Origin of the sequence: Streptomyces sp. NPDC091287, assembly GCF_044768525.1 — a bacterium.
In the GTDB taxonomy this organism is placed as follows: Bacteria; Actinomycetota; Actinomycetes; order Streptomycetales; family Streptomycetaceae; genus Streptomyces.
Genome location: NZ_JBIVUV010000011.1, coordinates 118,191 through 131,708 on the forward strand (window position 1 = coordinate 118,191; position 13,518 = coordinate 131,708).

At 75.0% G+C, this 13,518-nt stretch carries 11 protein-coding genes; 6 read left to right on the top strand and 5 right to left on the bottom strand.

The genetic code is table 11. The features are described 5' to 3' along the window. The first annotated feature begins 233 nt into the window (after positions 1-233). Positions 234-737, top strand: a complete 504-nt coding sequence (locus tag ACIQRW_RS20040) for a DUF4265 domain-containing protein (protein WP_403761942.1) — start codon at positions 234-236, stop codon at positions 735-737. 75 nt (positions 738-812) lie between these two features. Here ACIQRW_RS20040 and ACIQRW_RS20045 read toward each other — a convergent pair whose 3' ends face one another. Together ACIQRW_RS20045 and ACIQRW_RS20050 are read right to left on the bottom strand one after the other, a co-directional pair. Further along, entirely contained in the window at positions 813-1,397 is a 585-nt protein-coding gene (locus tag ACIQRW_RS20045) for a sugar O-acetyltransferase (protein WP_403761945.1), read from the bottom strand. Further along, complete coding sequence (locus tag ACIQRW_RS20050; RefSeq protein WP_403761948.1) at positions 1,394-2,632, bottom strand: MFS transporter; 1,239 nt, start codon at positions 2,630-2,632, stop codon at positions 1,394-1,396. Before ACIQRW_RS20050 ends, ACIQRW_RS20045 begins: the two co-directional genes overlap by 4 nt. A 230-nt stretch (positions 2,633-2,862) precedes the next feature. On the opposite strand from ACIQRW_RS20050, the gene ACIQRW_RS20055 reads away from it, so the two are divergent. The 5 genes from ACIQRW_RS20055 (at position 2,863) to ACIQRW_RS20075 (ending at position 10,658) form a co-directional block, all read left to right on the top strand. Beyond that, positions 2,863-3,840 carry a winged helix-turn-helix domain-containing protein gene (locus ACIQRW_RS20055; RefSeq protein ID WP_403761951.1) on the top strand — a complete coding sequence of 326 codons (978 nt, stop codon included), beginning with the start codon at positions 2,863-2,865 and terminating at the stop codon, positions 3,838-3,840. Between the two features lie 278 nt (positions 3,841-4,118). Next, positions 4,119-6,755: a class III lanthionine synthetase LanKC gene (gene lanKC / locus ACIQRW_RS20060; RefSeq protein WP_403761954.1), complete on the top strand. Its 2,637-nt coding sequence runs from the start codon at positions 4,119-4,121 to the stop codon at positions 6,753-6,755. A gap of 44 nt (positions 6,756-6,799) precedes the next feature. Beyond that, a complete protein-coding gene (locus ACIQRW_RS20065) occupies positions 6,800-6,931 on the top strand; it encodes a SapB/AmfS family lanthipeptide (RefSeq protein ID WP_003966507.1) in 132 nt (43 codons plus the stop codon). 95 nt (positions 6,932-7,026) lie between these two features. Further along, entirely contained in the window at positions 7,027-8,796 is a 1,770-nt protein-coding gene (locus ACIQRW_RS20070) for an ABC transporter ATP-binding protein (RefSeq protein WP_403761957.1), read from the top strand. Beyond that, a complete protein-coding gene (locus ACIQRW_RS20075; protein ID WP_403761960.1) occupies positions 8,796-10,658 on the top strand; it encodes an ATP-binding cassette domain-containing protein in 1,863 nt (620 codons plus the stop codon). Before ACIQRW_RS20070 ends, ACIQRW_RS20075 begins: the two co-directional genes overlap by 1 nt. Here ACIQRW_RS20075 and ACIQRW_RS20080 read toward each other — a convergent pair. The 3 genes from ACIQRW_RS20080 to ACIQRW_RS20090 form a co-directional block, all read right to left on the bottom strand. Beyond that, positions 10,627-11,232 carry a LuxR C-terminal-related transcriptional regulator gene (locus ACIQRW_RS20080; protein ID WP_403761963.1) on the bottom strand — a complete coding sequence of 202 codons (606 nt, stop codon included), beginning with the start codon at positions 11,230-11,232 and terminating at the stop codon, positions 10,627-10,629. The two genes, ACIQRW_RS20075 and ACIQRW_RS20080, sit on opposite strands and share 32 nt — an antisense overlap. A gap of 272 nt (positions 11,233-11,504) precedes the next feature. Then, positions 11,505-12,386 (bottom strand): tetratricopeptide repeat protein, encoded by an 882-nt coding sequence (locus tag ACIQRW_RS20085; RefSeq protein ID WP_403761965.1) that lies wholly within the window; start codon positions 12,384-12,386, stop codon positions 11,505-11,507. Positions 12,387-12,461: 75 nt separating this feature from the next. Then, the gene (locus tag ACIQRW_RS20090; RefSeq protein WP_403761968.1) at positions 12,462-13,490 is read right to left on the bottom strand and encodes a GNAT family N-acetyltransferase; all 1,029 of its coding nucleotides are present in this window, start codon (positions 13,488-13,490) and stop codon (positions 12,462-12,464) included. Between the last annotated feature and the right edge of the window lie 28 nt (positions 13,491-13,518).

Genomic DNA, 13,518 nt, shown 5'->3' on the forward strand with positions numbered 1-13,518 from the left:
CTGGGAGAGCGCTCTCTCTCGTTACGGTGATGTTTCCCCCGTGGGCCTGTACGCGTCAAGAGGTGTGCATCAGGAGCCTCAGGAGATGCCCCTGAATCCAACAACTGGCCTCCTGTGTTGGGAAATTGGCGACCGTGGCGGGGTGGGGGTGGTTCCTGGCTTCAGAACCTGACGTCGTGCCTGGTCGCCGGGGTGGACAGGCGGGCGTGCCGCACGCGGGGGACCATGGGGCCATGAGTTCCCCCGCCGGTCCGGAACGCCCGCCCCGTGAAGCCGATCAGATCAAGGTCTGGTTCCGCCTGGCCCCGCGCGAGGGCCGGCCGCCCTACGACACCGAGGGGTTGTGGGCGACGCGCCTCGGCCCGGACACCGCGCGGGTGGACAACGTGCCCTTCCTCCAGGACGGGGTCGCCGAGGGCGAGACCGTACGGTTCCGCACGGACGACGACGGGGTCCACTGGGCCGTCGGCCGCGTGGCCGACTCGGGCAACTGCACCGTACGGGTGCTGCCGTTGCCGGACGGGCCGCTCGGGCGCGACGCCAGGGCCGTGCACGAGCGGCTCGCCGGCTACGGGCTCACCGGCGAGGTCTTCAGCGCCGAGTTCCCGCTGGTCGCCCTGACCGTGCCGGGCGGCGCGGACCTGCGCGGGGTCAAGGAACTGCTCGCCCGTGGCCGGGACGAGGGCTGGTGGCACTTCGAGGTCTCGTGCGTCACCGACGCCTGGCGGGCGGCGTAGCACCGGGGGTGCCGCGCGTGGCGGGCCGCGGCAATCCGGAGTGCCGCGCCCGGCGGGTCGCGTAACGCCGGAGGGTTACGCCTCCGCCTCGCCGATCTTCCGGATCACCCGGGCCGGGTTGCCGACCGCCACCACGTTTGCGGGCAGGTCCTTCGTGACGACGGCCCCCGCCCCGACCACGGTGTTCTCGCCGATGGTCACCCCGGGGCAGACGATCACCCCGCCGCCCAGCCAGACGTTGTCGCCGATGGTGATCGGCTGCGCGGCCTCCCACTTGGCGCGGCGCTGCTCGGGGTCGATCGGGTGGGTCGGGGTGAGCAGCTGGACGTTCGGGCCCATCTGGACGTCCGCGCCGATGGTGATGCGGGCGACGTCCAGGAGGACCGCGCCGAAGTTGACGAACGTCCGGGGGCCGATGGTGGTCTGGTAGCCGTAGTCGACCCGCAGCGGCGGCCGGACCTCCACTCCTTCGCCCAGCTCGCCGAGGAGCTCGGCGAGGGCGGCCCGCCGGGCCTCGGGGTCGGCGGCCGAGGTGGCGTTGAAGCGCTCGCTGAGCACGGCCGCGTGCCGCGCCTCCGCCGCCAGTTCCGGGTCGTCGGCGAGGTAGAGCTCGCCGGAGAGCATGGCTTCCTTCTGGCTGGGCCTGGTCTCGTCGCTCATGTGGTCTCTTCCGTGCGGGGTGTACGGGACGCTCGCGGTGATCCGTCCGCTACCGGCAGTCTGCCCCCCACGTCGCCGGGCCGGCCACGCAACCCAGGGGCCAGCACCAGCGTCACCGCCACGGAGAGCCCCGCGACCGCCGCCATGCCCGTCGCGGGGGAGGTCAGCTGGGCGATGCCGCCCGCCACGGCCGCCCCCACGCCCTGCATCGCGAGCATCCCCGAGGAGCTGAGCCCGAGCGCCTGGCCGCTCAGCTCCTGCGGGGTGAGGGCCATCAGCCGTTCCTGGAGCAGCAGACTCGCGGCGAAGCCCACGCTCGCCAGGACGACCGCCGCCAGCGCGAGGGGCAGCTCCGGGCGCAGCGCGAAGAGCAGATAGGGCGCGGCGAGGAGCAGCCGGAGCGGGGCCCCGAGCCGCGCCCGCCACCGTGCGGTGACGAACCGCCCGACCAGGGTGTCCCCGACCAGCATGCCCAGGGCTCCGCCGGCGAAGAGGAGCCCGGCGTGCGCGGGCGCGTACGCGACGTACAGGGACTCGGCCCCGACGACGAGCCCGTTGGGCACCCACAGCGCCAGGAACACGTACCGGCGTGGCGTGGACGACCAGAGCAGCGCGTTCGTCCGCCGCGTCTCCCGGACCGACGGGCGGCCGGTGGCCCGGGGCGGCCGGGCGGTCAGTCCGAAGCGGGTCACGGCCGCCGCGACGACGTACAGGCCCGCCCCGATCAGCAGCGTGCCGGGCGCCGAGAACACCGTGACCAGCAGCCCGCCCACCGCGAACCCGCAGATCTGCATCGCGCCGCCCGTCATGTTCAGCACGGAGCGGCCGAGCAGGAATCCCTCGCGCGGAACGATCTCGTTGAGCAGCCCGTACCGTACGCCCCCGCCCGGTGACGAGGCCACGCCCACCACCAGCAGGACGGCGAACGCGGCCCACAGCGGCAGTCCGGGAGCGGCCTGGACGCAGGCGGCCCCTGCGGAGAGCAGCGCCAGGGCGGTCAGGGCGGCGCGCGGCGGCAGCCGGTCCGCCGCCGACAGCAGGGTGAGCGCCCCGGCCATCTGGGCCAACGACGGGCCGAACATCGCCAGGGCCGACAGCAGGGGCGAGCCCGTCCGCGTGTACACGAGGGTGCCCAGCGCCAGACCGGTCGCGGTCTGGGCGGCCGTCTGCACGGAGACGGCGGCGAAGAAGGGGGAGAACTCCGGGGTCCGGAACAGTTCGCGGTAGGTGCGCATGGGGTGGAGTCTCCGGACGCCGTCGCCGGGACCGTTACTGTTTCGCGCGGACGCGAAAGCCCGGACGGGCGGGGCGGCGCGGCGGTGCAGTCGGAGGGCCGACGGAGAGCGGCGCGGCGGTGGAGTCGGAGGGCCGACGGAGAGCGGCGCGGCGGTGCAGTCGGAGGGCCGACGGAGAGCGGCGCGGCGGTGGAGTCGGAGGGCCGACGGAGAGCGGGGCGGTGGGGCGCGTGGGCTGGTGGCAGGTCGGTGCGGACACGCTCGCGAACAGCCGGTTCGTCGTCTCGCCCCTGGCGGAGGCCGTCGCGAGCCTGCTGGTCCTGGAGCGGGCCACCGCCGCGCATCCGGGTGAGCGCGCCTGGTTGGAGACCCATCTGCCCGCGTACCGGCGGTGGAAGGCCGGCCACCCGGTCTCCGCGCTGGTGATCGGCTCCGCCCTCGCGCCCCGGTGGAACGCCGACTTCCTCGTCCCCGCGCCGGCCCTCGCCCCGCCCGGCCAGGCGCCGCCCTCCTTCGCCGACGAGCTGGCGCCGGTCCGGGCCACCCCGCCCGGCCGGGCCCGCGTCGAACTGGCCGAGGCGGGGGGCGGGCCGTTGCCCGCCGCGCTGGACCGGGACGACCTGGCCGAGCGCGCCGCCGACGCCGTGGAGTGGGTCTGGAACCACACCGTGCTGCCCGACTGGCCGAGGCGGCGGCGGATCCTGGAGGCCGATGTCATCGCCCGTTCCGCCCAGTTGGGGCGCGGTGGCTGGGCCGACGCACTGAACGGCATGCGTCCCGGCGTCCGTTGGCTGGGCGGCAGCCGGCTCCAGATCAACACCCACGACAACCCGCCCCGCGAACTGGGCGGCGCCCAACTGCTGTTCGTTCCCGTGACCCCGTACCAGTCCTGGGTCTGCTGGGACATTCCCCGCCGGTACGGGCTGGTGTACCCGTGCTCCGGCGCGCTCGCCGAGGCCGGCAGTGTTCCCGTGCCCGCCGCCCTGGGTGCGCTGATCGGTCCGGCGCGGGCGGCCGTCCTGCTGCTGCTCGTCTCCCCGCTCAGCACGACGCAGCTCGTCGCGCTGACCGGGCAGGGGCTGGGCTCGGTGGGCCGCCATCTGCGGGTCCTGCTGGACGCCGGCCTGGTCCGCCGCCGTCGCGCGGGCCGCTCCGTGCTCTATTTCCGCACGGAGGCGGGGGACGTCCTGGCGCGCGGCACCGACTGAGGCGGGGGACGTCCTGGCGCGCGGCGCGGACTGAGGCGGGCGACGTCCTGGTGTGCGGCGCGGGCTGAGAGGAAGGCGAGTGCGCTCCGTGCGCGCCCCCGCACGCCCCCGGCCCACACCCGCCCCGGGCTGGGCGGCAAGCGAGTACCCATCAGTACACGGTGCACTCCGCATGGTTGGCGCGCATGTACGAGTCGTGACAACGGTGACTATGGGCATTGCTCATCGTTGTGACAATTTCTCTCTCGCCACGAAAGAACCGAGCGAGGGGGCCGTGCGTGAATCCGGAGTACGCCGCGTACTGCCAGGCGGACCGCCGCTTCTACGACGCACCCCACCGCACCCCCGGACCGGGCGGAGCCGCCGACGAGGAGCGCTCGTTCTACGCGCCGCTCCGTGGCGCCGTACCCGACGGGTGGACGCGCACCCGGCGCGGCGACTGGCTCGCGTACAGCCCCGACGGGCTGCGACTGCCGCCCCAGGGCTGGAAGATCCACGTCTCGGCCGCCCTCGACAACGCCGCCTCCGTGCTGGAGCGGGTCGTCGCCCACTGTCTCGAACACCGGCTGGCCTTCAAGTGCGTACCCAACGCCGGGCTGTTGGCCCTGCGGAACGCCAAGTACGCGGACCGGGCCGGCAGCGGGAAGTTCATCACCGTCTACCCGCCGTCCGACGAGGCGTTCCCCGAGGTGTGCACCGCCCTCATGCGGCTGCTGGAGGGCGAGCACGGCCCGTACATCCTGAGCGACCTGCGGTGCGGGAACGGGCCCGTGCACACCCGGTACGGGGCGTTCGCCGCCCGCTTCTGCTCCGGTCCGGACGGACGGCCCGTGCCCGCCGTCGCCGATCCACAGGGCCGGCTCGTCCCGGACGACCGGGGCCCGTCCTTCCGCGTCCCCTCCTGGGTGACCCCGCCCGGCTTCCTGATGCCGCACCTCGAAGCCCGCGCCGCCGTGGGCCTCGCGGACCTCCCGTACACCGTGGAGAAGGCGCTGCACTTCTCCAACGGCGGCGGGGTCTACCTCGGCCGCGACACCCGCACAGGCGAGCAGGTCGTCCTCAAGGAAGCGCGGCCGTACGCCGGTCTGGCCGCCGACGGGGCGGACGCCGTGGCCCGGCTGGAGCGCGAACGGACCGCCCTGGAGCAACTGGCCGGGCTGGACTGCGTGCCCGCCGTCCGGGACGTGTTCGAGGTCGGCGACCACCACTTCCTGGTCCTCCAGCACATCCCCGGCGCCACCCTCAACACCGTCTTCGCCCGCCGCTTCCCGCTCGCACGACAGCACCCGTCACCCGAACTGCTCGCGGAACACGCGGCCTGGGCTGCTGAGTTGTACGGGCAGGTCGAACGCGCCGTCGCGGCGGTGCACGACCGGGGCATCGTCATCAGCGACCTGCACATGAGCAACGTCATGGTCGACGAGGAGAACGCGCGCATCGTCCTGCTCGACTTCGAGGCAGCCTCCCCGGCCGCCGAACGCCGCCGCCAGATCGTCGCCAACCCGGCCTTCGTCGCCCCGCCCGACCGGCGCGGCGCCGACATCGACCGCTACGCGCTGGCCTGTCTGCGGCTCGCCCTGTACCTGCCGCTCACCACGCTGTTCGGCATCGACCGCACCAAGGCCGCCGGTCTCGCCCGGGACATCGCCCGCGTCTTCCCGGTCACCGAGGAGGCGCTGCGGCCCGCGGTCGCGGAGATCCTGCGCGACACAGGGCAGCCCGGGGCGGGCGTCACCGCCGTGCCCGCTCCCGTATCCGTTCCCGACCCCGGCGACTGGCCGCGCAGCCGTGACGCGATGGTCCGGGCCATCACCGCCTCCTGCACACCGGAGCGCGAGGACCGCTGCTTCCCCGGGGACATCGCCCAGTTCGCCACGGCCACCGGGGGCCAGTCCTTCGCGTACGGGACGGCCGGAGTGCTCTACGCCCTCCACGAGACGGGCGCCCCGCCGTGCGAGGAGGCCGAGGACCGGCTCCTGCGGCACGCCAAGGACCCGGCGTCAGGCAGCCCCCTCGGCTTCTACGACGGGCTCACCGGCATCGCCTGGACCCTGCACCGGATCGGCCGCACCGCCGAGGCCGCGGACCTCCTCCGGATCATCCTCGCCCAGCCCCTGGAAGGCCTCGCGCCCGGCCTCCACAACGGGTACGCGGGCATCGGCCTCGCCCTCGACGACCTGGCCCGCACCGCCTCCGCCACCGACGCCCCGGCGCTGTCCGCCGCGGCCGGCCGCTGCACCGCCCTCGCCGTCCGCGCGCTCACCGACGGTCCGCCGTCACCCCGCACCGGCCTCCTGCACGGCGCGAGCGGCATCGCCCTGCTCCTCGTGCGCCGGTACGCGACCACCGGGGACCCCGCCCTGCTCGACCTGGCGGCCACCGCCCTGCGCCGCGACCTGGAACGCTGCCGGACCGGCGACGACGGCGAACTCCTCGTCGTCGAGGGCAAGCGGCTGATGCCGTACCTCGGTTCGGGCAGCGCCGGCATCGCGGCCGTCATCGACGCCTACCTGGCCCACCGCCCGGACCCCACGCTCGAAGCGGCCGGCCGCGCCCTCCTGCCCGCCGCGCTCTCCGCCTTCTACGTCCAGCCCGGACTGCTCCGGGGCTCCGCCGGCCTCCTGCTGCACCTCGCGGCCACCCCGCTGTGCGACGAGGCCGACCGGCAGCGCGCGATCGCCCGCCACACCGACCTGCTGGGCAGCCACGCCCTCGCGTACGGAGACGGACTCGCCTTCCCCGGCGAGCAGTTGATGCGCCTGTCGATGGACCTGGCCACCGGGACCGCCGGCGCTCTCCTCGCCCTGGGCGCCGCGCTCGGCGGCTCCACCGGACTTCCCTTCCTGCCCGCCGCTCCGGCGGTGGGCCCCGGCCGCGCGAGCGGCCCCATGGACCGGCCCCGCCAGGGGTCGTAGCAACACACCGTTCAGCACCACCAACGTCCCCGAAAGGACACATCATGGCGCTTCTCGACCTTCAGGCGATGGACACCCCGGCCGAGGACTCCTTCGGCGAGCTCGCCACGGGCAGCCAGGTCTCGCTGCTGGTCTGTGAGTACAGCTCCCTCAGCGTGGTCCTCTGCACCCCGTGACCCGCACCGGCCGGCCCATCGGTGTTCCTCACCGGTGGGCCGGCCGGCCCACGTGCACCCCTCCCCAGGGGGCGTCCTGCCAGAAAGGCCACCCCGTGCGGCTGCACCCACGCCCGGCCACGGAGTCCGGCACCCGGCGGCTCGCCCGGCAACACCCGGCGGCCCTTCTCGGGCTCCTCCTCTGCTCCACCGGCGGGGCGCTCGCCGCCCTCGCCCTGCCCGCCGCCCTCGGCCACACCGTCGACTGGCTCGTCGCCGGCGGCCCCGTGCCCTGGTCGGGACTGCTGCTCTGTGTGGCCCTGACCCTGGCTGAGACCGGGTTCGACGCGACGGCCGCCGTGACCGGCACGAGCACCACCGCCCGGCTCACCGCGTCCCTGCGCACCCGCACCACCGCACGCGTCCTGGCCGCCGAACCCCGCCGCGCCCTCGCCCTGCCCACCGGCGACCTCACCGCCCGGCTCACCGCCCGCACCGCCGACGCCGCCTCCGCGCCCGTCACCGTCGCCGGGGCCGTCTCCGGCGTCCTGCTGCCGCTCGGCGCGATCGCCGGCCTCCTCCTCATCGACGTCTGGACGGCCGCGGCCCTCCTCCTCGGCGCACCCCTCCTCGTCGCACTGCTGCGCGCCTTCACCCGCCGGACCGCCGACGCCGGGGCCGACTACCAGCGCGCCCAGTCGCTCATCGCCCACCGGCTCACCGAGGCCCTCGACGGCGCCGACACCATCCGCGCCGCCCGCACCGGCGCACGCGAGCACCGCCGCGTCCTGGAACCCCTGACCGCCCTCGCCGAACACGGCAGGCGCACCTGGTCCGTGTACGGGCGGGCCGTCGGCACCAGCGGCCTCCTGCTGCCCCTGCTCATGCTGCTGGTCCTCGCGGTCGCCGGCCTCCGGCTCGGCGCGGGCGCGATCGGCGTCGGCGACCTGGTCGCCGCCTCCCGCTACGCGAGCCTCGCCGTCGGCATCGGCGCCCTGACCGGAGCGCTCGGCGCCCTCGCCCGCAGCCGCGCCGCCGCCCGGAGCCTGGAGCCCCTGCTCACCCTCGCACCGCTGCCGCACCGCGGCTTGGGCCCGGCGCCCGACGCCCCCGGGCACCTCGAACTCCGGGACGTCGGCGTCGAACAGGACGGCGACCCGCTGCTGACCGGCGTCCACCTCACCGTCCCCGGCGGCACCTCCCTGGCGGTCGTCGGGCGCTCCGGCTCCGGCAAGTCGTTGCTCGCCGCGGTCGCCGGGCGGCTGCTCGACCCGGACACCGGCAGCGTGCTGCTGGACGGCGTCCCGATGGACGGCATGGAACCGGCCCGGTTGCGCCGCGAGGTGGCGTACGCCTTCGCCCGCCCGGCCCTCCTCGGCGCCACCGTCGAGGACACGATCGCCTACGGGCCCTGGACCGCCTCGCCCGAAGCCGTACGCGACGCCGCCCGCGCGGCCCGCGCCGACGGGTTCCTCGCGTTGCTCCCGTACGGCTACGCCACCCCGGTCGCCGACGCCCCGCTCTCCGGCGGCGAACGTCAACGCCTCGGCCTGGCACGGGCGTTCGCCCACCCCGGCCGCCTGATGATCCTCGACGACGCGCTGTCCAGCCTCGACACCGTGACCGAACACCACGTCCGGCGCGCGCTCGACGCGCGGGCCGGACACTGCACCCGGGTCATCGTCGCGCACCGGCTGTCCTCGGCCGCACGGGCGGACCGGGTCGCCTGGCTGGAGGACGGGCGGATCCGCGCGACGGGCCGCCACGACGAACTCTGGGCGGACCCGGACTACCGGGCGGTCTTCCGCACGGACGCCCCCGCCGCGGGCTCCGCGCCCGCGAGCCGTACGCCCGTGACGCCGACCGCCGGAGCGGAGGCCCGGTGATGGCCGACAAGGCACACCCCGGGCGCGACGAGCAGGAGCACGAAGTGCACCCCCGGCGCGACGGTCACCGGCACGGCGCACGCCCCCGGCGCGACACGTCGCTGCGGCGGGTCGGCCGTGAGGCCCGGCCCTTCCTGCGGGCGCGGACCGGTGTGATCCTGCGGCTGGCCGGCTGGTCCCTGCTGGAGTTCGCCCAGACCTTCCTCGGCGGATTCGGGGTCGCCCGCGCGCTCGACGACGGCTTCCTCGCCGGACGCCCACCGACCGGCCTCCTCTGGCTGGCCGTCGCCGCGGTCGCCGTGCTGCCGTCCGTGCCCGCCGCCCGCGGAGTCTTCGGCCGACTCGCGGACCTGGTGGAGCCGCTGCGCGACGGACTGGTCCGGCGCGCGGTGTCCCGGGCGCTGTCCGGCGCGCTCGACCGGGCCGGCGACGTCAGCACCCGGTCCCTGTCGCAGGTCACCCATCAGAGTGAGATCGCCCGCGACGGCTGGGCCGGACTCGTCCTGACGCTGCGCTCGTTCGTCTTCACGGCGGCCGGGGCCGTCACCGGCCTGCTGGCCCTCTCGCCCGCCCTCCTCCTGATCGTGCTGCCCCCGCTGGTCCTCGGGGCCGCCCTGTTCCTCGGCACCCTGCCGCCGATGGCCGCCCGCCAGCGCGACTACCTCGCCGCCGACGAGGCGTACGCCGCCCACGCGGGCCTGCTCGCCGCCTTCGTACGCGACATCGCCGCCGCCGGGGCCGCCGAGCGGACGGTGGCCGAGTCCCGGACCCTCGCCGAGGCGCAGCTCGCCGCCTCCCGTTCGCTGGCCCGCTGGTCGGGCGTACGGGTGCTGGCCCTCGCCGTCTGTGGCCGGTTTCCGCCGCTCCTGCTGCTCCTGGGCGCGCCCTGGCTGCTGCGGAACGGGCTCACGCCGGGCGCCCTGGTCGGCGCGCTGACCTATCTCACCCAGGCGCTCGCCCCCGCCGTCCAGGCGCTGATGACCATGCTGGGCACCGCCGGGGGCCGGCTCGTCGTGGTCCTGGACCGGTTCACCGACGCGCCACCGCCGCCCGCCGACGACCCGCCGCGGCCCGCCCGGGAGGCCGCCCCGCCGCCGCGCGGGACCCCGGTCGCCGAGCTCCACGAGGTCACCTTCGCGTACGGGCCCGGCGCCCAACCTGTCCTGGACCGGCTCTCCCTGACGATCGGGGCGGGGGAGCACCTCGCGGTCGTCGGCCCGAGCGGCAGCGGCAAGTCGACCCTGGCCGCCGTCCTCGCCGGGACCGAGCGGCCCACCGGGGGAGCGGTGCGGTGGCGGGGGCGGCCGGTGCGCCCGGCCGACGCCACCTCCGTACGCGTCCTGCTGCCCCAGCACGCCTATGTGTTCAGCGGCACGCTGCGGGACAACCTCCGCTACCTCCGCCCCGACGCCCGGGACCGGGAGATCGCCGCCATGGCGGACGCGCTCGGCCTGGACGCGCTGCTCTCCCGGCTCGGCTCCCTCGAAGCGGCCGTCGAACCGGACCGGCTCTCCCAGGGCGAACGGCAGCTGATCGCCCTGGGCCGGGCCTACCTCGCCGCCCCGCCGCTGCTGATCCTCGACGAGGCGACCAGCCGGCTCGACCCGGCCGCCGAGACCCGCGCCGAGCTGGCGTTCGGGGCGCTGCCGGGCGCGCTCGTCGTCGTCGCCCACCGGCTCAGCTCGGCCCGCCGCGCCGAACGGACCCTGGTGATGGACGGCCCGCGCACTCAGTGCGGCACCCACGGTGAACTCCTGGACTCCTGCGCCCTCTACCGGGACCTGGCCGGTCTCTGGGAGCCGGCGGACGGGAGAGGGAAGGGGCGCGGCATCAGATCCACCCCGCCTCCTTCGCCCGTCTGATCGCGTCCAGCCGGTTGCGCGCCCCGGACTTCCGTATGGCGGCGGCCAGATAGTTGCGGACCGTCCCCGGCGTCAGGTGCAGCCGACCGGCGATCCCGGCCACGGTGTCACCACCCTCGGCCATCGAGAGCACACTCAATTCCCGCGGCGATAACGGCATGTCGGCCACCTGCAAGAGACTGAAGGCCAGCGACTCGTCGATATGCCGTCCCCCGTCCGCCAGTTTGTGCATCACCTCGGACAGGTCGTCCACCGGGCGGTACTTGTCGATGTAGCCGAGCGCTCCCGCCTCGTACGCCCGCCGCAGGCCGCTCGGCCGGTCGCTGCGGGTGAGCACGGCGAGCGGAAACGGCTCGCCGTGCGGTGTGGTCATCGTCTTCACCTCGTCGAGGACGTCAAGTGCGCCCGGACAGTCGAGGTCGGTGAGGAGCACATCGGGACCCGGCCCGCTCAGCGCGGCACGTATCGCACCGTGTTCGGCGGTGCGGACCTCTATCCCCCGCCCCGTGCCGAGGAGCGACGCCAGCGACGCGCGCCACAACGGCACGGTGTGGACCAGCAGCACGGTAGTCATCAGTCTGCCCTCAGCTTCTCTCTTCCGGCCCCGCCCGACGCGGAACGCGACGGGCCGTACGCATCCGGTGACGGATATCCAGTTGAGCGCATGGGCATTCGCGTACGACGACAAACGGGCTGAATACCGCTCCCGTTGGGCGCGGAGGGGGGCGTTCGGATGCAAAACGGGAGCGCACATCGCTCACGGACCCATCCGTCTCGCCACCGCGGGGACACCGGAAGGGCCGGCGGTGGGCAGATTCCCGCCGCATTCCGGCCGGACGGCCGGGTTCAGTTCAGCAGGGCGCGCGCGGCGTGGGCCTTGCGCCGGACGTTCTCGGCCGTCGTCGGCTCGATTCCGTCGAGGATCTCCGCATATTCCTCCATCTCCGCCGCCCCGCGCAGGAATTCACCGCGCTGGACCAGGAGCTGGGCGCGCTCGTAGCGGAGCCTGGCCGGATGCGAGGGCAGGAGCAGCGACAGCTCCACCGCCCACAGGGCCACATCCGTGCGCTCGGGCCGGGCCGCCGCCCACGCCCGGACGTTGTTCAGGATCCGCAGCACGATCTCCAGCGGCCGTGCGGGCGTCATCATCGACGGCTCCAGGGCCGCCCCGGTGACCCCCGTGACCAGCAGCTCCGCGTCCTGACCGGTCAGCGGCGCACCCCCGGCGAACGGATCGGCCAGCACCGGGTGGTCCCGATCGCCGAAGCCGACCACGAAGTGACCGGGCAGCGCCACCCCGTACACCGGTGCGCCCGCCCTCCTGGCGACCTCGATCCAGACGACCGACAACAGGATCGGCAGGCCCCTGCGGCGGCGCAGCACCTGCTGGAGCAGCGAGGAGTCCAGCCGCTGGTAGTCGACGGAGGAGCCGCCGAAGCCGCAGCGTCCGCCCAGCAGTCCGGCCAGCGCCGAGGCCCAGTCGGCGGGGGAGCGGGAGCCGTACGGCAGCAGTCCCGCCAGCCGGTCCAGCTCGATCTGCGCGGCATCGATGCCGTACGGGTCGGGGACGGCCTCCCCCGGAGTCACCGGGCGGACCTCGGCCGGGCCCACCGGTCCGGCCTCCGCGCCCAGCAGCAGACAGAGGAGGGCGAGGTCCGGCCGCTCGGACCGGGCCTCCTCGGCGAACTGCCGCCGCCGCTCGGCCGTCCCGGAATCCAGCGCGCTCATATGCGACCCATGTTCCTGTCCCTGCTCCTGTGCGTCGATCCGCCGGAGGGCCCGGCGCGGGGCCCCCGGCGCCCGTCACGCCGAGCGGTAGTGGTGGTAGCGGTGGTGGGCCGCGAAGCCCATGCCGTCGTACAGCGCCCGCGCCCCCTCATTGTCCTCCTCGACCTGGAGCCAGGCCGCCGAAGCGCCCTCGTCCAGTGCCCGGCGCGCCAACGCGGCCATCACGGTGGTGGCGAGGCCGCGCCGCCGCTGCTCCGGGGCCACCTCGACGGCCATGAACCCCGCCCACCGCCCGTCCACGACACACCGCCCGATCGCGGCAGGCGGGGCGGCCGGATCCGTGTCCGGGGCCGCTGTGTCCCCGGTGTACCCCGGCACCGTGGCGAACCAGACCGAAGGGCCGCTGCCCAGCACCCGCAGCACATGGGGGCCGGGGGTGGAGAAACGCTGGTAGCGGGCGAGCCAGGCCGCGTCCGGTTCGCGGGTCAGACGGACCGCCCGTACATCCGCCTCCAGGTCACCGACCGGCGCCAGCGCGGCGATCCGCACCTCCGCCGAGACCTCGCGCCGCCAGCCGTGCCGCTCCAACTCCGCGCACAGCAGCTCCTGCGTGCCCTCGGCCCCGGTCGCCGTCTGCACGTACGCGGGCAGGCCCCGCTCCTCGTACCAGTCCCGGACCCGTCCGAGCGCCTCGCCGACCGGCAGCCCCGGATCGCCGAGCGGCAGCGCGGAGTTGGCGCGCCGGGTGAAGCCCCCGGCGGCGCGCAGCCGCCAGTCGCCCAGCGCTTCGCTCTCCACGGGCTGCCAGGCGCGCGCGGTGACGGACGCGAGTTCCCCGAAGGAGGCGGCGGGACCACGACGGCGGGCCGGTGCGGCGGGAACGACCTTGCCCGCGACCAAGGAGGATTCCACGATGTGGACGGATTCCCCGCTCTTTCGTGTGATCGACAGCACGTTGTTGTTCCATGATGTGAGCACCCCGACCACGTCGGTGAACTGCGCGCCCGTGCCCCCGCCGTCCGTCCGGCGTCGAACGGACACGCGTTTGCCCACGTCAGCGGGTGTGATGCTGACTTCCAGCCGTCCGCCGATGGTGAATTCCACAGCTCTGTCCGCCCCTCCTGTTCGGATC